Origin of the sequence: Streptomyces sp. NPDC029526, assembly GCF_040637405.1 — a bacterium.
GTDB lineage: Bacteria > Actinomycetota > Actinomycetes > Streptomycetales > Streptomycetaceae > Streptomyces.
This window is the reverse complement of the sequence record NZ_JBEZWE010000001.1, coordinates 575,656-597,048: the sequence shown is the minus strand read 5'-3', so window position 1 is coordinate 597,048 and position 21,393 is coordinate 575,656. Positions and strand designations below refer to the sequence as shown.

Below are 21,393 nucleotides of genomic sequence, written 5' to 3'. Positions count from 1 at the left end.
ACCGGCACCGCATCCCCAGGCACCGCATGCCCACCGCCCACCGCGCGCCCTCTCCCCACCCCACGGACCGACCGGCTCCCGGTGGCGGCGTCCGAACAGCGCAGAGCCCCGGCGGTCTTCCGCCGGGGCCCTCAGCGGCGGGCCGTGGCGCCGTCCGCCACCGCCCTACGCGTCGCCGTCCGCCCTGCCCTACGCGTCGCCGCCCGCGACGCCCGGGTCGGCCGCCGTCACGTCCAGCAGCTGGTACCGGTCGATCGCCTGCTTCAGCACGGACCGGTCCAGGTGGCCCTCGCGGACCAGCTCGGTCAGCACCGCCACCACGATCGACTGGGCGTCGATGTGGAAGTACCGGCGGGCCGCACCGCGGGTGTCGGCGAAGCCGAAGCCGTCGGCGCCCAGCGACTGGTACGTCCCCGGCACCCAGCGGGCGATCTGGTCCGGCACCGAGCGCATCCAGTCCGAGACCGCCACGACCGGCCCCTGCGCCGAGGCCAGCTTGCGCGTCACGTACGGGGTGCGCTGCTCCTCCTCGGGGTGGAGCAGGTTGTGCCGCTCGCAGTCCACCGCCTCGCGCCGCAGCTCGTTCCACGACGTGGCCGACCAGACGTCCGCCTTGACGTCCCACTCCTCGGCGAGGATCTTCTGCGCCTCGACCGCCCACGGCACGGCGACACCGGAGGCGAGGATCTGCGCCGGCAGCGCGCCGCCCGGGCCCTCGCCGAGGCGGTAGAGGCCCTTGAGGATGCCCTCGACGTCCACGTTCTCCGGCTCGGCCGGGTGCTGGATCGGCTCGTTGTAGACGGTCAGGTAGTAGAAGACGTCCTCGCCGTGCGGGTGCTGCTCGTCCCCGCCGTACATCCGGCGCAGGCCGTCCTTGACGATGTGCGCGATCTCGTAGCCGAAGGCCGGGTCGTAGGCCACGCACGCCGGGTTGGTCGAGGCCAGCAGCTGGGAGTGGCCGTCCGCGTGCTGGAGCCCCTCACCGGTCAGGGTGGTGCGGCCGGCGGTCGCGCCCAGGACGAAGCCGCGGGACAGCTGGTCGGCCATCTGCCAGAACTGGTCGCCGGTGCGCTGGAAGCCGAACATCGAGTAGAAGACGTACACCGGGATGAGCGGCTCGCCGTGCGTGGCGTACGCGGAGCCGGCCGCGATCAGCGACGCCGTGCAGCCCGCCTCGGAGATGCCGTCGTGCAGCATCTGCCCGTTCGGCGCCTCCTTGTAGGCGAGCAGCAGCTCCCGGTCCACGGCCTCGTACTGCTGGCCCAGCGGGTTGTAGATCTTGGCGCTCGGGAAGAAGGAGTCCATGCCGAACGTGCGGTACTCGTCCGGCGCGATCAGCACGAACCGCTTGCCGATCTCCTTGTCCCGCATGAGGTCCTTCAGGAGCCGCACGAAGGCCATGGTCGTCGCGATGGACTGCTGGCCCGAGCCCTTCTTGACCGTCGCGTAGGTCTTGTCGTCGGGCAGCGTCAGCGGCTTGGCGCGCACCACCCGGGTCGGCACGTAGCCGCCGCAGTTCCTGCGCCGGTCGTGCATGTACTGGATCTCCTCGGAGTCCCGGCCCGGGTGGTAGTAGGGCGGCAGACCGGACTCCAGGTCCTTGTCGGCGATCGGCAGGTGCAGCCGGTCCCGGAAGCGCTTGAGGTCGTCGACCGTCAGCTTCTTCATCTGGTGGGTGGCGTTACGGCCCTCGAAGTTCGGGCCGAGCGTCCAGCCCTTGACGGTCTTGGCCAGGATCACCGTGGGCTGGCCCTTGTGCTCCTTGGCCGCCTGGTAGGCCGCAAAGATCTTGCGGTGGTCGTGGCCGCCGCGGCCCAGGTGCAGGATCTGGTCGTCGGTCATGTTCTCGACCATGGCGCGCAGCCGGTGGTCGTCACCGAAGAAGTGGTCGCGGATGTAGGCGCCGGACTCGGTGGCGTAGGTCTGGAACTGGCCGTCCGGCGTGGTGTTCATGCGGTTGACCAGCACGCCGTCCCGGTCCTGCGCGAGCAGCGGGTCCCACGAGCGGTCCCAGACCAGCTTGATCACGTTCCAGCCGGCGCCCCGGAAGACGGACTCCAGCTCCTGGATGATCTTGCCGTTGCCGCGCACCGGCCCGTCGAGGCGCTGGAGGTTGCAGTTGACCACGAAGGTCAGGTTGTCCAGGCCCTCCCGGGCCGCGATGGACAGCTGGCCCAGCGACTCCGGCTCGTCCATCTCGCCGTCGCCGAGGAACGCCCACACGTGCGACTTCGAGGTGTCCGCGATGCCGCGCGCGTGCATGTAGCGGTTCATCCGCGCCTGGTAGATCGCGCCGATCGCGCCGAGCCCCATCGAGACCGTGGGGAACTCCCAGAAGTCCGGCATCGACCGCGGGTGCGGGTACGACGACAGCGCGTACGGGGCCTTCGACTTCTCCTGGCGGAACCCGTCGAGGTGCTGCTCGGTCAGCCGGTCCAGCAGGTAGGCGCGGGCGTAGATGCCGGGGGAGGCGTGCCCCTGGAAGAAGACCTGGTCGCCGCCGTCGCCCTCGTCCTTGCCGCGGAAGAAGTGGTTGAAGCCCACGTCGTACAGCGACGCCGAGGACGCGAAGGTGGCGATGTGGCCGCCCACCCCGATGCCGGGCCGCTGCGCGCGCGAGACCATCACCGCGGCGTTCCACCGCGTGGCGTTGAGGATCTTGCGCTCGATCTCCTCGTTGCCCGGGAAGAACGGCTCGGCCCGGGTGGGGATCGTGTTCACGTAGTCCGTGCTGCGCATCTCCGGCACGGCCACGCGCTTCTCACGGGCGCGCTCGATCAGCCGCAGCATCAGATAGCGGGCCCTCTCCCGGCCGCGCGCGTCGACGGCGGCGTCGAGGGAGTCGAGCCACTCCTGGGTCTCCTCCGGGTCGAAGTCCGGGACCTGACTCGGAAGGCCGCCAATGATGATCGGGTTGCGATCGGATGCGGAAGCCACGCTGATCCTTACCTGTCGAGGGCCGTGAGGGACGGCCGGGTGGGTTGCAGCCGGGTCTGCGCCGCTCCCATGGTCCACCCGAGGGGCGTAAACGTCATCTCTACCGCGAGGTAACCCGGATGTGCGGCCACGGCGGGACCCGGGAGGGGGTCTCGTCCGGGTCGCCTACCCACGGACGGTTCCCAAATGCCCAAACGGGGCACAAGGGTGTGGTGCACCTCACTACCTGCCGCAACGACACGTATCGGCTTGCGGTGAACAGGCCCGGATCGTCACCGTTTCGGCGGTCTCGGCGGCCGGGTACTTGCGCGATCCGTCCCGCCCGTGTGGACTACGGCCAATGCTTCGCGCACGCGCGTGGCTGAGTTATTCCCAATCCATGATCAGGAGGCAACCCGTGAGCGCGACCGCGGACCACGCGGAGGAGCGGACGAACCCTGCCGCCAGGCTGGGGTTCCAGCCCGGGCAGGTGGTCCAGGAGATCGGCTACGACGACGACGTCGACCAGGAGCTCCGCGAGGCCATTGAAGGCGTCATCGAGACCGATCTGGTCGATGAGGACTACGACGACGTGGCTGACGCCGTTGTGCTGTGGTTCCGCGACGACGACGGCGACCTGACGGATGCGCTGGTGGATGCCGGCACGTACATCGAAGAGGGTGGCGCGATCCTGCTCCTCACGCCGAAGACCGGCCGCTCGGGCTACGTCGAGCCGAGCGACATCTCGGAGGCCGCCACCACGGCGGGCCTGACGGCGTCGAAGAGCGTCAGCGTCGGCAAGGACTGGAGCGGCAGCCGCCTGGCGACGCCGAAGGCCGCCAAGTCCCGGCGGTAGTCCCGCCGCGACGAACCGTCCCGGACGGGCTGACCCCGGTCAGCCCGTCCGTCGGCCTGTCGTACCCCTTGCGTAGGGTGGGTAGCGCAAGCGGCACCGACCCCCGGGAAGGGACGACAGCGGCCATGGCGATCAGGCCCGGCGACGAGGCCCCCGAATTCGAGCTCAGGGACAACCACGGCCGCACGGTGCGGCTGTCCGGCTTCCGGGGCCGGCGCAACGTGCTGCTCGTCTTCTACCCCTTCGCCTTCACCGGTGTGTGCACCGGAGAACTGTCCGAGCTGCGGGAGAACCTCCCGCGCCTCACCGAGCGCGACACGCAGCTGCTCGCCGTGTCCAACGACTCCATCCACACCCTGCGGGTCTTCGCCGAGCAGGAGGGCCTGGAGTACCCGCTGCTCTCCGACTTCTGGCCGCACGGCGCGGCCTCGCGCGCCTACGGCGTCTTCGACGAGGCCAAGGGCTGCGCGGTGCGCGGCAGCTTCGTCATCGACAAGGAGGGCGTCGTGCGCTGGACCGTGGTCAACGGCCTGGCCGACGCCCGTGACCCGAACGAGTACGTCACGGCGCTCGACACCCTGTAATGGTTCCTCCGCGGGGAATGCGTGCCCCGGGAACCCGTCACTAGGATCGACTCGTTGATCCGACAGCCAACGCACCAAGGGGCACCCCGCCCCCGGACACCAAGGGAGGACTCGTGGGAGTCAGCCTCAGCAAGGGCGGCAACGTATCGCTGAGCAAGGAGGCCCCGGGCCTCACCGCCATCGTCGTCGGACTGGGGTGGGACGTCCGTACCACGACCGGCACCGACTTCGACCTCGACGCCAGCGCCCTGCTGCTGAACAGCGCGGGCAAGGTCGGCAGCGACGCCGACTTCGTCTTCTTCAACAACCTCAAGAGCCCGGACGGCTCCGTCGAGCACACCGGTGACAACCTCACCGGTGAGGGCGAGGGCGACGACGAGCAGATCAAGGTCAACCTCGCCGCCGTCCCCGCCGGGATCGAGAAGATCGTCTTCCCGGTCTCCATCTACGACGCCGAGAACCGCCAGCAGTCCTTCGGCCAGGTGCGCAACGCGTTCATCCGCGTCGTCAACCAGGCCGGCGGCGCCGAGATCGCCCGGTACGACCTGTCGGAGGACGCCTCCACCGAGACCGCCATGGTCTTCGGCGAGCTGTACCGGCACGGCGCGGAGTGGAAGTTCCGGGCCATCGGCCAGGGCTACGCCTCCGGCCTGCGCGGCATCGCGCAGGACTTCGGTGTGAACGTCTGAGCAGCACCGAGCGCAACGCTCACCGTCCCGGGCGGGCCCGCCCGGGACCGGCCGTGTCGAACGGCCGTTCCGTCCGGCGCCGCACGGTTTACGTGTGGCGCCGGACGTGCAGGACCACCTGAGAAACAGAACCCGGGGAGGGACCAGCATCATGGGCGTCACACTCGCCAAGGGAGGAAACGTCTCCCTGTCCAAGGCCGCACCCAACCTCACGCAGGTCATGGTCGGTCTCGGCTGGGACGCGCGCTCCACCACCGGCGCCCCCTTCGACCTGGACGCCAGCGCGCTGGTCTGCAGCGACGGCCGGGTCATGGGGGACGAGTGGTTCGTCTTCTACAACCAGCTCAAGAGCCCCGACGGGTCCGTCGAGCACACCGGCGACAACCTGACCGGCGAGGGTGACGGCGACGACGAGTCGCTGCTGGTCGACCTCTCCAAGGTGCCGGTCCGCTGCGACAAGATCGTCTTTCCGGTCTCCATCCACATGGCCGACGAGCGCGGTCAGACGTTCGGGCAGGTCAGCAACGCGTTCATCCGCGTGGTCAACCAGGCCGACGGGCAGGAGCTGGCCCGGTACGACCTCAGCGAGGACGCCTCCACCGAGACGGCGATGATCTTCGGTGAGCTGTACCGCTACCAGGGCGAGTGGAAGTTCCGGGCGGTCGGCCAGGGGTATGCGTCGGGCCTGCGCGGCATCGCTCTAGACTTCGGCGTCAACGTTTCGTAAAGCCGACTCACGGCGGCGGGGGAGCCCGTTCGCAACACAATGGGGTAGCCAGTGGTTCTGAAAACCTTCGGCTGGTCGTTCGCGGTGACCGCGGGCGGCCTGGTCGCAGCATTCCTCTTCGGGGGGTGGACCGCCTTCGGAATCGTGGCGATCCTCTCGATCCTCGAGATCTCGCTGTCCTTCGACAACGCGGTGGTCAACGCCGGAATCCTGAAGAAGATGAATGCCTTCTGGCAGAAGATCTTCCTCACGATCGGCATCCTGATCGCCGTCTTCGGCATGCGGCTGGTCTTCCCCGTCGTTATCGTCGCGGTCAGCGCCCAGATGGGCCCGATCGAGGCGGTCGACCTCGCGCTCAGCGACAAGGACCGCTACCAGGAGCTCGTCACCGACGCGCACCCGGCGATCGCCGCCTTCGGTGGCATGTTCCTGCTCATGATCTTCCTCGACTTCATCTTCGAGGACCGGGACATCAAGTGGCTGGCGTGGCTGGAGCGCCCGCTGGCCAAGCTCGGCAAGATCGACATGCTGTCGGTCTGCGTCGCGCTGATCGTCCTGCTCGTCTCGGCCCTGACCTTCGCCGCCAACGCCCACCAGCACGGCGGCACCCATGTCGACAAGGCCGAGACGGTGATGCTCTCCGGCATCGCCGGTCTGATCACCTACATGATCGTCGGCGGACTCTCCGGCTTCTTCGAGGACAAGCTGGAAGAGGAGGAGGAACGCGAGCACGAGGAGGAGGAGAAGGCCGTACGCCAGGGCAAGCCCCGCTCGGCGGTCGCCCTCGCCGGCAAGGCCGCGTTCTTCATGTTCCTCTACCTCGAGGTGCTGGACGCGTCCTTCTCCTTCGACGGTGTGATCGGCGCCTTCGCCATCACCAACGACATCGTCCTGATGGCCCTCGGCCTCGGCATCGGCGCCATGTACGTCCGGTCCCTGACCGTCTACCTGGTCCGCCAGGGCACCCTGGACGACTACGTCTACCTGGAGCACGGCGCGCACTACGCCATCGGCGCCCTCGCGCTGATCCTCCTGGTCACCATCCAGTACGAGATCCACGAGATCATCACCGGTCTCATCGGCGTGGTCCTCATCGGCTGGTCCTTCTGGTCGTCGGTGCGCCGCAACAAGCGGCTCGCCGCGGCCGAGGGGGACGCGGGACAGAAGACCGAGGTGCCCTCGGGGGTGTGACGGCACCCCCCAGGAGGGAACGCTCTGGACGGGGCGGCGGGCCGAGGACCAGTCCTCGCGGCCGGCCGCCCCGTCGGCCGTCCGGGAGCCCTGGAGGCACCGGGGCGGCCTTTCCGGGCGGGGATTCGAGGCACGAGGACATGGGGCGGGACGGGAATGGGCTTCCTGGACGGACTGTGGCGAGGACGCGGGACGGACTTCGACTCGGGCAACGTGGCCACCAACGCCATCGAACTGACCAAACGGCACGGCCAGGTCTCCCTCACCAAGCAGGGGGCGGCCACCGGCCATCTGCGCATCAACCTGAGCTGGCGCATGCGGACGTCCGACTTCGGCGGCCCCCAGCGGGAGAGCCTGCTGCGCCACCCCCTCAAGGCGCTCAAGCCGCCGGAGGTCGTCGCGCACAGCCAGAGCATGGTCAACGTCGACCTGGACCTGGGTTGCCTGTACGAACTGCAGGACGGCACCAAGGGCGTGGTGCAGCCGCTGGGCGGCTACCTCGGCGAGGTCAACGCCCCGCCGTACGTCAAGCTCAGCGGCGACGACCGGTTCGGTTCGGCGTCCGGCGAGACGATGTACATCAACCTGGACCAGCGGGAGAACATCAAGCGCCTGCTGGTCTTCGCGTACATCTACGACCAGACGCCCGCCTTCGACCGCACCCAGGCGATGGTCACCCTCTACCCCAGCAACGGCCCCCGGATCGAGATCGGCCTGGACGAACGCCAGCCGCAGGCCCGCTCCTGCGCGGTGGTGATGATCGAGAACGTCAAGGACGAGATCATCGTCCGCCGTGAGGTGCGGTTCGTCTACGGCTTCCAGGCGGAACTCGACCGGTTGTACGGGTGGGGGCTGCAGTGGGGGCGGGGCTTCAAGACGAAGGTCGACCGCTGAGCGGCCGGCCGGTGACGGCTGTCCGGACATCGGCCGGTCGGACGTCGGCCGGTCGGACGTCGGCCGGTCGGACACCGGCCGGTCGGACACCGGCCGGTCGGACACCGGCCGGCTCGTGACCGGTGCCGGCTTCCGCCGGGAACGGGTCGGGCGCGGGTCCGGGAGCGGGTGGGGCGCGTCTCCGGGAACGGCGGGGCGCGGGCCGGGAGGGCTCCCGTCCGGTAGGGCTCTCGTCCGGTCGGGACCCCATGCGGTAGGGCTCTGGCCCGGTCCGGTCGCGGATCGGGCCGTCCGGTCGGGTCCGGTCCGGGAAGGGCCCGGTCCGGGAAGGTCCTTGGTCCGGTCGGGCTCGGCGGTGAGTCGTCCTGCCGGGTGCTGAGCTGTCCGGGCGGGGTGCCGTCCGTGTGCCGTTCCGCGGGGGCCGCCCGTGGGCGGGCGGCCGGGTCGACTGCCGTCGGGGCGGGCTGCCCGGCGGTGTGCCGTTCCGCGGGCGTCCGCCCGTGTCCGGGCTGCCCGGGGCCCCCGGGCTGCCCGGGGCGCCTACCGTCCGATGAACTGCGGTCCCTGCGGCGGCAGCCGGAAGTCCGGGTCGGGGGCCGAGCCGGCCGGGGGGAAGCCGTGGGCGGCGGGTGCCGCGGCGGGCTGCTGGGGGTAGCCGTAGGCGGGCTGCGCCGCCGGGTGCGGGTAGCCGTAGGCGGGCTGGGCGGCCACCGGCTGGGCGGGCGCCGGGGGCTGCTGCGGCGGGTAGCCGTACGCGGGCTGGGCCGGCACACCGGCCGGCTGCTCCGGCGGGAGGGGGCCGGAGACCTCGGGCGCGGCCGGGACGTGCGGCTGCGTAGGTGCCTCGGGGTGCACCCGGGACGGTGCGGGCGCCGGTGCCGGGTCACCGGCGGCGGGCTCCTCGGCGGCGGCCTCCGACTCGTCCACCGAGATGCCGAAGTCGGTGGCCAGGCCCTTCAGCCCGTTCGAGTAACCCTCGCCGAGCGCCCGGAACTTCCAGCCCTCACCGCGCCGGTACAGCTCGCCGCAGATCAGGGCGGTCTCCTGGCCGGTCTCCGGCTTGATGTCGAAGGAGGCGAGCGGCTCCGCGTCCGGGGTCTGGGCGTCGTACAGCAGGATGCGCAGGTCGCGCACCCGGTCGAAGGTGACGCCGTCCGCCGAGGCGACCAGCAGGACCCGTCCGACGCCGGGCTCGGTGCCGGCGAGGTCTGTCTGGATCGTGTCGGTCAGGCCGTCCGCGTCGCGCTTCTTGCCGAGCCGCCAGACGGTGCCCGAGGGGTGCCGCGGCTGGTTGTAGAAGACGAAGTCCTCGTCGGAACGCACACGGTCGTCGGCGCCGAGCAGCAACGCCGAGGCGTCCACGTCGGGTACCCCCTGCCCGGGCGACCAGCGCAGCACGGCGCGTACCGTGGTGGCTTCGAGAGGGACGTTCGACCCCTTCAGCATCGCGTGCGTCATGCCGTCATCCTGCCTGCTGCGTCCTGGTCACGACAATGCGGGGGGCGGCCGACACGGCGGAGTCATACGCCGTTAACGCTCGGTGGGAACCGTCGACATCGTTCTGTACGTACTATTACCGGCCACCTTCTGACGTGTCACTGTCGTACCAAAGGCCCCGAGGGAGTCCCATGCATCATTTCGGTCACATAGCCCTCGAGGTGCGGAAACGTCTCTTCTACCGGGAGCCCTGCGTCTTCACACCGGATTCCCCGGGCCGGCTGCTCTCCGCCGCCCTCGGCGCCACGCTCTACAGTCCGGCCATCCGTCCCCGCCTCGCCGACGACGTGGTGAAGCAGGCCGGACGGGGTGTCGTCTCGATGGTGCTGTGCCTGGAGGACTCCATCAGCGACGCGGACGTGACCGACGCCGAGGAGAACCTGGTACGCCAGTTCGCCGACCTGGACGCCCGGACGGGCGTGGAACTGCCGCTGCTGTTCATCCGGGTGCGCACCCCGGAGCAGATACCCGACCTCGTGCGCCGCCTCGGCCCCGCCGTCCGCCTGCTGTCCGGATTCGTACTGCCGAAGTTCACCCAGGAACACGGCATGCCCTTCCTGGAGGCCCTCACCGACGCCGAGGCGACCAGCGGGCGGCGGCTGTTCGCCATGCCCGTCCTGGAGTCGCCCGAGCTGCTCTACCGTGAGTCCCGGGTGGAGGTCCTGGAGGGCATCTTCCGCACCGTCGACAAGTACCGGGACCGGGTCCTCGCCCTGCGCCTGGGCGTGACCGACTTCTGCTCCTCCTACGGGCTGCGCCGGGGCCCCGACATGACGGCCTACGACATACAGGTCGTCGCCTCGGTGATCTCCGACGTGGTGAACATGCTCGCCCGCGCCGACGGCACCGGCTTCACCGTGACCGGGCCGGTCTGGGAGTACTTCCGGGTCCAGGAGCGGATGTTCAAGCCGCAACTGCGGCAGAGCCCCTTCCTGGAGGGCCGGGCGGTCGCCCTGCGCGAGCAGCTCATCAAGCACTCCATGGACGGGCTGCTGCGCGAGATCTCCCTCGACCAGGCCAACGGGCTGCTCGGCAAGACCTGCATCCACCCCTCCCACGTGCTGCCGGTGCACGCGCTGTCCGTCGTCAGCCACGAGGAGTACAGCGACGCCCAGGACATCCTGCGTCCGGAAAGCGGCGGTGGGGGTGTCATGAAGTCGGCCTACACCAACAAGATGAACGAGGTGAAGCCTCACCGGGCCTGGGCCGAGCGGACCCTGCTGCGCGCCGAGGTGTTCGGCGTGGCCAACGAGGACATCGGCTTCGTGGAACTGCTCGCCGCGGGTCTCACGAAGTGACGGCGGCCGACGACGGGCACGGCCGCCGGCCGTGAGCCGCCGGGCCCGACGCCCGCCGGACCGGTCGGCACGCCGGACACCGGCACCCGCCCGGCCGCACGGTCCGCCGCCCAGCCGGCGGACGACCGCCGGACGCCGAAGGCCGGCGCCGGACACGAACGCAAGGAATCCATGGAGAAGGCAGTGAACGAGGGGGCGCACCGGGCGGTGCGCGACGCCACGCCGGACGGCGGGGACGTCTGGTCCGGGGCCTGGGTCGCTGAGCGGCTCGGCGTGGAGCTGGTCGGCGACGACACGCTGACCGGCCTGCTGGGCCTGGCGCTGCGGCGCAACCCCAAGCGGGCGCACCTGCTGGTGTCGAACGTCCTCGGCAAGCACGTGCCCCGGTCCCCGTCCGTGGTGTACGGCCACGGCGTCGCCCTCGGCCGCCGGGTCCGCGACCTGCTCGGCGACGCGGCCCACCGGGCGGTGGTCCTCGGCTACGCGGAGACCGCGACCGGCCTCGGCCACTCGGTGGCGGACGGCCTGGGCACCGCCCCCTACCTGCACTCCACCCGCCGCCCCGTCCCCGGCGTGCCCACCGCGGGCGGCTTCGAGGAGTCCCACTCGCACGCCACCTCCCACCTGCTGCTCCCCGAGGACCCCCGGCTGCTGGCCGGTGACGGCCCCCTGGTCCTGGTGGACGACGAGTTCTCCACCGGCAACACGGTCCTCAACACCGTCCGCGCCCTGCACGCCCGCTACCCGCGTGGGCGGTACGTGATCGTGGCCCTCGTCGACATGCGCTCGCCCGCCGACGCCGGGCGGCTGGACGCCTTCGCCCGGGAGATCGGGGCGCGCATCGACCTGGTGACGACCGCCTCGGGCACCGTGCGGCTGCCCGCGGACGTCCTGGCGAAGGGGCAGGCCCTGGTGGCGCGCCACGAACGCACCGCGGACGAGACGGAGGAGGCGGCGGGGACCGGGCGGACGGGACGGACCGCGTCCCCGGCCGCCGCGTCCCCGCCCGCCGGCGACGACCCGCACCCCGCCGCTGCCGGTGCCACGCGGTCCGGGCCGCGGGTCGGCCGCGTCGACCTGGGCTGGCCCGCCGGTCTCCCCGACGGCGGACGCCACGGCTTCACCCCCGCCCACCGGGCCCGCCTGGAGGATGCCCTGCCCGCCATGGCCGCCCGCCTCGCCGGTGCGCTGCCCGCCGGCGCCCGCCGGGTCCTCGTCCTCGGCTGCGAGGAGCTGATGTACGCGCCGCTGCGCCTCGCCCGGGAACTCGAACGCCTCGCCCCGGCCGCCGACGTCCGCTTCTCCACCACCACCCGCTCACCCGTCCTCGCCGTGGACGACCCCGGTTACGCCATCCGCACCCGCCTGGTCTTCCCGGCCCACGACGACCCGGCCGACGGCCCCGGCGAGCGCTACGCCTACAACGTGGCCGGCGCGGGCTTCGACGCCGTGATCGCCGTCGTCGACTCGGCCGCCGACACCCCCGCCCTGCACGCGCCCGGCGGACTCACCGACCGGCTCGCCGCGCACACCCCGCACGTCCTCCTCGCGGTCGTACCGTCGTACGCGCCCGCCCCCGCCCGGGAGAAGCCCCGGGACGACGACCGACCGGACGCCCCCGAAAGGCCCGCCGCCATGCTGCCCGACCCGCTCAGAGGCCCCGCTTTCTCCTCGTACGCGCCCGAGGAGGTCGGCTGGCTGCTCCAGGACCTCTCGGACGTGACGCTGGAGGCGCCGACCGAGGAGCGCGAGGAGGCCATCCAGAGCGGCGGCGCCCACTACGCCGAGTCGCTGCCGGTCGAGTACCAGCCCAGCGAGCAGTACCAGGAGCTGTTCCACGCAGCGCTGGACGCCTCGGCGGCCCGCCTGGCCCACGCGGTCGGCGTCGTCACCGAGATCGTGCTCGCCGAGCGCTCCCGGCCCCGCTCCGGCGGGGAGGCCCCCGTGCCCCGCCCGGTCCTGGTCTCCCTGGCCCGCGCCGGGACACCGGTCGGCATCCTCATGCGCCGCTGGGCACAGCACCGGCACGGCCTCGACCTGCCGCACTACGCCGTCTCCATCGTCCGGGGCCGGGGCATCGACGCCAACGCCCTGCACTGGCTCGCCGCCCACCACGACCCGCGCGACGTGGTGTTCGTCGACGGCTGGACCGGCAAGGGCGCCATCACCCGCGAACTGGCCCAGGCCGTCACCGAGTTCGAGAAGGCCGGCGGCACACCCGGCTTCGACCCCGAGATCGCCGTCCTCGCCGACCCCGGCTCCTGCGTCCGCACCTACGGCACCCGCGAGGACTACCTCATCCCCTCCGCCTGCCTCAACTCCACCGTCTCCGGCCTGATCTCGCGCACCGTGCTCCGCGCCGACCTGGTCGGCCCGCACGACTTCCACGGCGCCAAGTTCTACCGCGAACTCGCCGACGCCGACCGCTCGGTGGCCTTCCTCGACGCCGTCTCCGCCCGCTTCCCCGAGGTCACCGAAGCGGCCCGCGCCCGCGCAGAGGAACTCCTCGCCACCGACCGCACCCCCACCTGGGAGGGCTGGGCCGCGGTGGAACGCATCAGCGAGGAGTACGGCATCCACGACGTCAACCTCGTCAAGCCCGGCGTCGGCGAGACCACCCGGGTGCTGCTGCGCCGGGTGCCCTGGAAGGTGCTCGCCCGCACCGGGGCCGGCAGCGACCTCGACCACGTGCGCCTGCTCGCCGAGCAACGGGGCGTCCCCGTCGAGGAGGTCGACGGCCTCCCGTACACCTGCGTCGGACTGATCCACCCCCGCTACACGCGCGGCGCGACCGGCGCCGACGGCAAGGCGGTGACCCGCTGATGCCCGTCCTCGTCGCCAGCGACCTCGACCGCACCCTCATCTACTCCGCCGCCGCCCTCGCCCTGACCATGCCGGACGCGCGGGCGCCCCGGCTGCTGTGCGTGGAGGTCCACGAGAGCAAGCCGCTGTGCTACCTGACCGAGACGGCGGCCCAGCTGCTCACCGACCTCGGCGACAGCGCCGTCTTCGTCCCCACCACCACCCGGACCCGCAAGCAGTACCAGCGCATCAACCTCCCCGGCCCGGCCCCCGCCTACGCGATCTGCGCCAACGGCGGCCACCTGCTGGTCGACGGCGTGTCCGACCCGGACTGGCAGGCGCAGGTGACCGCCCGTCTCGCCGACGAGTGCGCCCCGCTCGCCGAGGTCCAGGAGCACCTGCTGCGCACCGCCGACCCGGTCTGGCTGCGCAAGCACCGGGTGGCCGAGGACCTGTTCGCCTACCTCGTCGTCGAACGCGAACTGCTGCCCGCGGACTGGGTGAAGGAACTGGGCGCCTGGGCGGAGAACCTCGGCTGGACGGTCTCCCTCCAGGGCCGCAAGATCTACGCCGTGCCCAAGCCGCTCACCAAGAGCGCGGCCATGCGCGAGGTCGCCCGCCACACCGGCGCCGACCTCACCCTCGCCGCCGGCGACTCCCTCCTCGACGCCGACCTGCTCCTCGCGGCGGACCGCGGCTGGCGTCCGGGCCACGGCGAACTGGCCGACGTCGGCTGGACCGCGCCCACCGTCACGTCCCTGCCCGAGCGGGGGGTCGCGGCCGGTGAGCGCATCCTGCGGGAGTTCCTGCGGACGGTGCGGGGGGCCGGGTAGGACGGGCACGGCGCTGGGGAAACGGCCCCGGACGAAACGGCCGGCGGAAACGGGACCTGAGGAGACGGGACCGGAGAGAGGGGAGCGGCGGAGACGGGACCGGCGAACCGGCCTGGCGGAAACGGGTGGCGTGCGCTCCGGGCGCGGGCCGGGCGTGTCCTCCACGTCCGGCCGGACCAGGTGTCTTCGCACCCGGTCCGGCCGGTTCCGTGGCGCCTCTCGGCTTGTTCCTGTCCTGCTCTGCTCTGCGCCACCTGTCGGTGGTCTCTGGCCCACCGGTCGGTGGTTCCCGGCTCACCTGTGGGTGGTTCCCGGCGGTCGTCCTACCGGTCCGAGGGTTCGTGGTGCCGGGGGCGCAAGGTGAGGGTGTCGGTGGTGCCGCCGCCGTCGTGGCTGTCGGCGGAGGGACTGGCGTCCGCGTCCGCGTCGGCGTCCTCCGCGTCGCCGGAGCCGTCCGTCCGCCCGGTCCGCCTGCGGCGGCCGGCTCCGGGGCGCATCAGCCGCAGGACGAGGAAGGCCACCAGCGCGAGCGCGGCGACCCCCAGCACGACCTTCGAGTAGGTCGACGCGATGGCCGTGACCTGCTCCCAGTTGTCCCCGAGGGCGTAACCGGCCAGCACGAACACGGTGTTCCAGATGGCGCTGCCGAGCGCGGTCAGACCGAGGAACACCGGCAGCCGCATGCGCTCCACCCCGGCCGGCACCGAGATGAGGCTGCGGAAGATCGGGATCATCCGGCCGAAGAACACCGCTTTGGTCCCGTGCCGCAGGAACCACGCCTCGGTCTTCTCGATGTCCGCGACCTTCACCAGCGGCAGCCGGGCGGCGATGCCCAGCGTCCGGTCCCGGCCGAGCAGCGCGCCCACCCCGTACAGCGCCAGCGCCCCGATCACGGACCCGGCGGTCGTCCACAGCAGCACGCTGAGCAGTCCCATGCGCCCGCTGCTCGCGGTGAATCCCGCCAACGGCAGGATCACCTCGCTCGGGATCGGCGGGAAGAGGTTCTCGAGCGCGATGGCGAGGCCCGCCCCGGGCGCGCCCAGCGCCTCCATGAGGTCGGTGACCCACTGGGGTCCGGGACTGTCGCCCGCGGCGGCGACGACCCCGTGTGCTGCGATGGCTGTCATGGGACCACGCTAGGGAAGGGGAGCTGAAGAGATCCTGAGGACGACGGGCGGACGGGTGCCCGGACCGGCGTCCGCCACACCTGCGGTGCCGTCGGCCCCGTCCCCGGGGCGTCAGCCGCAGCAGCCCCCGCCGCAGCAGCCGCCTCCGCCACCGCCCGACGCGGGGGTCGGGGCCGGGGCGGCGGAGGTGCCGCCCACCGCGACGGTGGACAGGAGCTTGACGGTGTCGTCGTGACCCGCCGGGCAGGCCGCCGGGGCGGAGGACTCCGCCATGGGACGGCTCAGTTCGAAGGTGTCGCCGCAGGTCCGGCAGCGGTACTCGTAACGAGGCATGCGCCCAGGTTAACCGGACCGCACCCGGGCGGGTACGGCCCGCGCCAGGGTGGGCACGGCCCTACGCGCACGGGTGCGGGCCGGGCGGGGACAGGCGGTGCCGGGCCGGGACGCGTGGCGCCCCGCCCTGTCGGCCCGCGTCGGGCCGCCCGCGACCTGTCGGCCCGTGCCATGTCGGTCCGCGCCGGGTCAGGACGCGCCCGCGCCGCGTTCCTCACGGATCTGCGACACCACCCGGGCCACCGTCTGCCGGACCGTGTCCGTCTCCGTCAGGAAGTGCCAGTAGTCGGGGTGGCGGCCCTCCAGGGTGGTGATGGCGCGTTCCAGCCGGGCCACCGCGTCGTCCAGGGGGCGGGCGTGCCGCGGGTCGGGCGTGTTCCGTCCGGCCATCGCCAGCCGCTGGGCGTCGCGGATGGCGAACCGGGTGCGCTCGATCTCCTGCTCGGGGTCCTTCTGCACCGCGTTCAGCTGCTGCAGCCGGTCACCGGCGGCGGACACGGCCTCGTCGGTGGTGTTCAGCAGCGCCCGCACCGTCGACAGCAGGGCCGTCGCGTCCGCCCAGCGCTGCTCCTGCCGGGCGGTGCGGGCCTCGGCCAGCCGCGCCTCCGCCTGCCGGACGTTCTCCGCGGCGACCTCGGGGACCCGCTGGAGGTCCTGCCAGCAGGCCACCGAGAAGCGGCGGCGCAGCTCGCTGAGCACCGGGTCGACCTGCTCGGAACGGGTGGTGAGGGCCTGGGCGCGGGTGCGCAGCGAGACGAGCCGGCGGTCGATCTCGGCGGCCCGTTCCGGCAGGCGCTCCGCCTCGGCGCGGACGGCCTCCGCCTCGCGGGTGACGCGCGCGGCCCGCTCCAGGGTCTGCGGCACCCCGTGCTGTCCGGCGCCCTGGTTCAGCGCGGTCAGCTCGGGGGAGAGCGCGGCGAGCCGGGCCGCGAGGTCGTCGGCCTTCAGGCCGGCGTCGCGGGTGGCGTCGAGCGCCCGGGAGGCGGCGAGCAGGGCCTGCCGGGCGCGCTCCACCGCGGGCGCCAGCCGGGCCAGCTGTGTCTCGGCCTTGTCGAGCAGCGGCCCGAGTCCGTCGGTGAAACGGTCCAGCTCCTGCTTGACCCGCCCCAGTTCGTCCTTGGCGGCGGTCAGTTCGGCGCGGGCACGGGAGGCCGCGGACGCCTCCAGGTCGTCGCGGTCGAGGTCGTGCGCGTCGACGGCGGCGATGTAGTGGTGGCTCGCCTCGTCGATGCGGCGGCCGATCGCCTCGAAGTCGGCCACGGCCTTGCGGGCGGCCGGGGAGGAGTCGACCGCGACGATGGTCTCGATGGAGATGCGCAGGTCGCGCTGTGCGGTGTCGAGCTCGTAGAACGCTGCTGCCGCCGCGTCCTTCGCGGCCTGCGCCTCGGCGCGCTGGCTCTCCGCCCGCCCGCCGAACCAGCGCCGGGTGCCGCCGCCGGTGAACGCGGCGGGCAGGGCCAGCACCGCCACCAACGGCAGCCCCACCAGGGCGAGCACGTCCCCCAGGGCACCGCCGGACCGGCGCGCCCGGGCCCGCGGCACGGACGGGCGCACGGACGGTGGCGCCGGTGGGGGAGGGGGTACGGCGCCACGCGTGCGCGGCACGCATGGCATCGACGGCGAGTGCGGCTGCGCTGATGTCGCCGTCACATCCCTCTCCCGTACTGTCGTTCGCCCGGCCCGGTGCCATTGTCCCACCGGTGAAGGACGAACACACGGGCCGGTCAGTTCACTGTACGGACGGTGAGGCTTCCGTCGCCGGTGCGCGCCTTCACGACGTGGCGGCTGGCGTCGTCGCGCGGCACGGACACGCGTTCGGGGCCGTCACCGGTGCGGGTGTCCACCTTGTAGGCGGCCCGGGGCAGCTCGATGGTCACGGAACCGTCCCCGCTGTGCGACTCCACCCGGTCGGGCACGGCCCGCAGTTCGAGGCGGACGGAGCCGTCGCCGGAGCGGGTGCGCACCGTGCGGGACGACACCTCCGCGCGCACCGACCCGTCCCCGCTGCGCAGTTCCAGCGGTCCGGAGGTGTCGGTGACGTGCACGGAGCCGTCCCCGGTGCGGATGCTCAGGGGGTCCTGGAAGCCGCTGGCCCGCACGCCGCCGTCGCGCTCCCGCACCGTGACGGCGATCCCGCGGGGCACCTCCACCCGGTGCCGGGCGGCGCAGTCGGCGATGATGCCCGAGCACTTCAGCCGCAGCTCGAGGCGGTCGTCCTTCATGGACCAGGTGACCTTCGGGTCCGAGCCCACCACGACCCGCCCCCGGAACCACCGGGTGACCCTGATCTTCCCCGGCGCGTGACCGTCGGCCGCGACGATCTCCAGGCCGGCGTCGTGGGAGTCGACGGTGAGGGTGTCGCCCGCCAGGGCGAACGTCCGGCGGTCGGGCTCCGTGTCGTCGGCGGCCGACGCCCCGCAGCCCGCCAGCCCCGCCACCAGCACCGCCGCGGCGCCGACGACCGCCACGGCCCGCACCCCGGTCCGGCGGTACGGGGCGGAACGGGCGGCAGCGCGGGCTGCGGCAGCGGACGTGCGGTGCGTGCGGGTCATGACGGTCTCCCCTGGGACGGACGGTGCGCGCTTCTCGACGCCCTCCGACCGTAGGGACCGGGAGCGTCCCGGGGGATCCGGCCCGCTCCCGTGTCCGGGGTGGGGAAAGCCCCCGGTACGGGTGTGCCGGGGGCCGAGCGGGGCCATGTAGGCTGTCCACTCGACCTGGGGCGGACCCGGGTCACGGGTGCGTAGCTCAGGGGTAGAGCGCCTGCCTTACAAGCAGGATGTCGGCGGTTCGAAACCGTCCGCGCCCACCCAGGTCAGAGGCCCCTCACGGTTCCCGTGAGGGGCCTCTCGTGGATCCCCCAGGAGATCCTCAGGAGATCGCCTCCGCGGCGTGCACGGCGTGCGCTTCGACGTCCGCGCCGCTCGTCGGCGCCGTTCCCACCCCGGCCCCGCTCGCACGGGGTCCGGGCGGCCGGCCGCGCAGCAGGCGCTCGCGCACCTCACGCCCCTCTCGCGACTCCGGTACCGGCGTCGCGAGCACCGTCCACGCCCACGGGCCGGTGCGACGGCAGCCCCGGGCGGTTCCGGTTTCCCGGGGGCGTCACGATGCGCCGGTGGCCGTCTCGTCCGTGCCGCCGTCCGGGCCGGTCGCGTGCTTGAGGTGCGAGCGGGCGTGCACGCGGTCGGCGCCGGTCAGGGCGTCCCAGTAGCGGTGGGTGCTGACGAAGACGGCGAGCTCGTGTTCGCGCCGGCGCAGCTTCTCCACCTCGGCCTGTTCGTCCTCGCTCCAGCCGGGCGAGGCGGGGCGTTCGACCCGGCGCCAGCCGGTGTCGTCGCTGAAGCCGTCGAGGGGCTCGACCGACCAGGGGAGGCGCTTCAGCAGGGCCGACAACTCGGCCCGGACCTGATGCAGTTCCTCCTGACCGGCGAGGAGGTCACTGGGGAAATCATAGGTCGCAGCCACGGTCCAATGATACGCCTGTTCGAATTGAGGTGGCGCGTTCCCCACGGTTCCGCCGGGAGGTTCACCCGATCGTGAGCAGCCCGCCCGCGCCTTTGTCCGCGGCCGGTCGTACGGTGATCGCCATGGACATCGTGGGTGGGGGCAGCGTGGGCGGGAACGACGGGCCGGACGGGCCGGACGGGCCGGTCGGTCCGACGGACGCAGGGGCGGACGCCGGCAAGGTGGCGGTCCTGCTGGTGCCGTGGGCGGAGGACGACCTCTGGCTGCTGCGGCGCACCAACAGCCTGGAGATGACCGGGCAGCTGGGCGGCCCGGAGAGCGAGGAACAGCTGCTCGCGCGGCACGAGCGGTACCTGACCCTGGAGCCGGGGCGGATGTACCGGGTCACGCTGGAGGGCGACGGGCAGACCGTGGGTTCCATCGGCTTCTGGGAACGGGAGTGGAAGGGCGGGACGGTCTGGGAGACGGGCTGGGCCGTGCTGCCCGAGTTCCAGGGCCGCGGCCTCGCCTCGGCCGCCGCCCGCGCGGTCGTCGGCGCCGCCCGTGCCGCCGGCCGCCACCGCTACCTGCACGCCTTCCCCAAGGCGGTCCACGCGGCGTCCAACGCCGTGTGCCGCAAGGCGGGCTTCACCTTGCTGGGCGAGGTGGCGTTCGAGTACCCGAAGGGCCACCCGATCACGTCCAACGACTGGCGGGTGGACCTCGACGAGGACTGAGCCCGGCGCCCGCCGGGCGCTGGTGGACGAGGACCGAGCCGGCGCCCGGAGCCCCCGTCGGGCGCTGGTGCGGGCCGGGGGCGCGGGGTGAGACTGGGGGCATGTGCCGGAGTATCAAGACCCTGCGTCCGCCCGCCCTGCCCGAGGAGGCCACGGAGGAGGAGATCCGGGCCGCCGCCCTGCAGTACGTGCGGAAGGTGTCCGGCTTCCGGGCACCCGCCGCCCAGAACCGCGAGGTGTTCGACCGGGCCGTGCAGGCCGTCGCCGAGGCCACCGCCGAGCTGCTGGACGGACTGGAGGTGCGCGGCACGCCCGCACGGCAGCCGCAGCAGGCCGCGAGCTAGCCGGGGACGCTGCCCGGGGTCGGTGGCCGTACGAGCCCGCCCGGGTGTGAGGTGCGCCCGCACCCGCGCTTGTGCCGACAGCCGCGGGGCGGGCGACGGTCGGTGAGCCGCGGGTGAGTCGTGCGTGCGCCGCATACGGACCATGGGTGAGCCGTGAGCCGTGAGCCGTGAGCCGTGAGCCGTGAGCCGTGGGCCGTTAGGCGTGGGTGGGGCCGGGGCCGGCGGCCCGTCCGTCCACCGGCCCGCCCAGTTCACCGGCCCGAGCGCTATGAGACCTCGGTGGTCCGAGGCCGTCGGCGGACCAGGTACCCGGCGCCCGCTCCCGCCGCGAACAGCGCGCCCACGGACACCGCCGTCGCCAGCCAGGTGGCACCGAGCCAGTGGGCGCCGAAGTAGCCGAGCGCCACGCTGTAGCCGGCCCAGAACAGACCCGCCAGCGCCGACCAGGGCAGGAACTCCCGCGCCCTGCGCCGGGCGGCGCCCGCGCCGAGGGAGACGAGTGAGCGGCCCGCGGGCGCGAAGCGGGCCAGGATCACCAGGGCGCCGCCGCCCCGGGCCAGGGCCGCGCCGAGACGTTCCTGCGCACCGGTGAGCCGCCGGGAGCGGGCGATGGCGCGGTCGAACCGGGCGCCGCCGCGCCAGGCGAGCCGGTAGGCGACCAGGTCGCCCAGGACGGACGCGGTGGCCGCGCAGAGGACGAGCGCCAGGATGTCGGGGACGCCGGTCGCGGTGCTCGCCGCGGCTGCCGTGGCGGCGGTGATCACCAGGACGCCGCTGGGCAGCACGGGCAGGAACACGTCCAGCAGCACCGACAGGGCCACCACCGCGTAGATCCATGGGCTGCCGATCAGCGACCCGAAACTCTCCACCCGAAACTCCCGTGGCTCCCCCGTGGGGCCAGCCCGTGCCGCGCTGTCGCGGTGGGAGCGGCAGGAGTGGCAGGAGTGGCCAATGACAGACAGCCATACAGCGTACGCCGGGCGGGTGACGACAGGGTCACGGGGGGCTTGCCCGTTCCGCATCACCGACGCCCGGCGCCGTCCGCACCGTCCACACCGCCGCGGCGGCCCGAGTGGCCCCGGACGGCCCAGACGGCCTGGACGGCACGGGCGGCACGGGCG

19 protein-coding genes and 1 tRNA gene are annotated in these 21,393 nt (G+C 72.8%); 12 read left to right on the top strand and 8 right to left on the bottom strand.

What is annotated here, in order from left to right; translation table 11 throughout:
- Positions 1–189: 189 nt before the first annotated feature.
- Entirely contained in the window at positions 190–2,937 is a 2,748-nt protein-coding gene (gene aceE, locus AB0F01_RS02650) for a pyruvate dehydrogenase (acetyl-transferring), homodimeric type (RefSeq protein WP_362089277.1), read from the bottom strand.
- A gap of 397 nt (positions 2,938–3,334) precedes the next feature.
- Here aceE and AB0F01_RS02645 point away from each other — a divergent pair, with 397 nt between their 5' ends.
- From AB0F01_RS02645 to AB0F01_RS02620, 6 genes are all read left to right on the top strand, one after another.
- Positions 3,335–3,772: a DUF3052 domain-containing protein gene (locus AB0F01_RS02645; protein ID WP_362089276.1), complete on the top strand. Its 438-nt coding sequence runs from the start codon at positions 3,335–3,337 to the stop codon at positions 3,770–3,772.
- Between the two features lie 125 nt (positions 3,773–3,897).
- Complete coding sequence (locus tag AB0F01_RS02640) at positions 3,898–4,356, top strand: peroxiredoxin (protein WP_362089275.1); 459 nt, start codon at positions 3,898–3,900, stop codon at positions 4,354–4,356.
- Positions 4,357–4,469: 113 nt separating this feature from the next.
- Complete coding sequence (locus AB0F01_RS02635; protein WP_362089274.1) at positions 4,470–5,045, top strand: TerD family protein; 576 nt, start codon at positions 4,470–4,472, stop codon at positions 5,043–5,045.
- 151 nt (positions 5,046–5,196) lie between these two features.
- Positions 5,197–5,772: a TerD family protein gene (locus tag AB0F01_RS02630; protein ID WP_362089273.1), complete on the top strand. Its 576-nt coding sequence runs from the start codon at positions 5,197–5,199 to the stop codon at positions 5,770–5,772.
- Between the two features lie 51 nt (positions 5,773–5,823).
- The gene (locus AB0F01_RS02625; RefSeq protein WP_362089272.1) at positions 5,824–6,963 is read left to right on the top strand and encodes a DUF475 domain-containing protein; all 1,140 of its coding nucleotides are present in this window, start codon (positions 5,824–5,826) and stop codon (positions 6,961–6,963) included.
- A gap of 156 nt (positions 6,964–7,119) precedes the next feature.
- Positions 7,120–7,857: a Tellurium resistance gene (locus AB0F01_RS02620; protein ID WP_362089271.1), complete on the top strand. Its 738-nt coding sequence runs from the start codon at positions 7,120–7,122 to the stop codon at positions 7,855–7,857.
- Between the two features lie 540 nt (positions 7,858–8,397).
- Here AB0F01_RS02620 and AB0F01_RS02615 read toward each other — a convergent pair.
- Entirely contained in the window at positions 8,398–9,315 is a 918-nt protein-coding gene (locus AB0F01_RS02615; RefSeq protein ID WP_362089270.1) for a TerD family protein, read from the bottom strand.
- A gap of 170 nt (positions 9,316–9,485) precedes the next feature.
- On the opposite strand from AB0F01_RS02615, the gene AB0F01_RS02610 reads away from it, so the two are divergent.
- From AB0F01_RS02610 to AB0F01_RS02600, 3 genes are all read left to right on the top strand, one after another.
- Positions 9,486–10,652, top strand: a complete 1,167-nt coding sequence (locus tag AB0F01_RS02610; RefSeq protein WP_362089269.1) for an HpcH/HpaI aldolase/citrate lyase family protein — start codon at positions 9,486–9,488, stop codon at positions 10,650–10,652.
- Between the two features lie 171 nt (positions 10,653–10,823).
- On the top strand, positions 10,824–13,475 hold the full coding sequence (locus AB0F01_RS02605; RefSeq protein WP_362089268.1) for a phosphoribosyltransferase: 2,652 nt from the start codon (positions 10,824–10,826) through the stop codon (positions 13,473–13,475).
- Entirely contained in the window at positions 13,475–14,287 is an 813-nt protein-coding gene (locus AB0F01_RS02600) for an HAD family hydrolase (RefSeq protein WP_362089267.1), read from the top strand. The genes AB0F01_RS02605 and AB0F01_RS02600 overlap by 1 nt, the downstream gene beginning before the upstream one ends.
- 323 nt (positions 14,288–14,610) lie before the next feature.
- Here the strand turns inward: AB0F01_RS02600 and AB0F01_RS02595 are convergent, their stop codons facing one another.
- The 4 genes from AB0F01_RS02595 to AB0F01_RS02580 all read right to left on the bottom strand — a co-directional run bounded on the left by AB0F01_RS02595 (position 14,611) and on the right by AB0F01_RS02580 (position 18,299).
- On the bottom strand, positions 14,611–15,414 hold the full coding sequence (locus AB0F01_RS02595) for a DedA family protein (protein WP_362089266.1): 804 nt from the start codon (positions 15,412–15,414) through the stop codon (positions 14,611–14,613).
- Between the two features lie 111 nt (positions 15,415–15,525).
- The gene (locus tag AB0F01_RS02590) at positions 15,526–15,747 is read right to left on the bottom strand and encodes a zinc ribbon domain-containing protein (RefSeq protein ID WP_362089265.1); all 222 of its coding nucleotides are present in this window, start codon (positions 15,745–15,747) and stop codon (positions 15,526–15,528) included.
- Between the two features lie 189 nt (positions 15,748–15,936).
- Positions 15,937–17,361, bottom strand: coding sequence for a hypothetical protein (locus AB0F01_RS02585; RefSeq protein ID WP_362090202.1), 1,425 nt, complete (start codon positions 17,359–17,361; stop codon positions 15,937–15,939).
- A gap of 110 nt (positions 17,362–17,471) precedes the next feature.
- Positions 17,472–18,299, bottom strand: a complete 828-nt coding sequence (locus AB0F01_RS02580; RefSeq protein WP_362089264.1) for a DUF4097 family beta strand repeat-containing protein — start codon at positions 18,297–18,299, stop codon at positions 17,472–17,474.
- 185 nt (positions 18,300–18,484) lie between these two features.
- Here AB0F01_RS02580 and AB0F01_RS02575 point away from each other — a divergent pair.
- Positions 18,485–18,556: transfer RNA gene (locus AB0F01_RS02575), tRNA-Val, on the top strand.
- 293 nt (positions 18,557–18,849) lie between these two features.
- On the opposite strand, the gene AB0F01_RS02570 is transcribed toward AB0F01_RS02575, so the two are convergent.
- Complete coding sequence (locus AB0F01_RS02570; RefSeq protein WP_362089263.1) at positions 18,850–19,212, bottom strand: hypothetical protein; 363 nt, start codon at positions 19,210–19,212, stop codon at positions 18,850–18,852.
- Positions 19,213–19,334: 122 nt separating this feature from the next.
- Between AB0F01_RS02570 and AB0F01_RS02565 the strand changes: the two genes are divergently transcribed.
- Positions 19,335–19,928, top strand: coding sequence for a GNAT family N-acetyltransferase (locus AB0F01_RS02565; RefSeq protein WP_362089262.1), 594 nt, complete (start codon positions 19,335–19,337; stop codon positions 19,926–19,928).
- Positions 19,929–20,029: 101 nt separating this feature from the next.
- Positions 20,030–20,272: a DUF2277 domain-containing protein gene (locus AB0F01_RS02560; RefSeq protein WP_362089261.1), complete on the top strand. Its 243-nt coding sequence runs from the start codon at positions 20,030–20,032 to the stop codon at positions 20,270–20,272.
- Between the two features lie 266 nt (positions 20,273–20,538).
- Here AB0F01_RS02560 and AB0F01_RS02555 read toward each other — a convergent pair whose 3' ends face one another.
- Entirely contained in the window at positions 20,539–21,141 is a 603-nt protein-coding gene (locus tag AB0F01_RS02555) for a VTT domain-containing protein (protein ID WP_362089260.1), read from the bottom strand.
- Between the last annotated feature and the right edge of the window lie 252 nt (positions 21,142–21,393).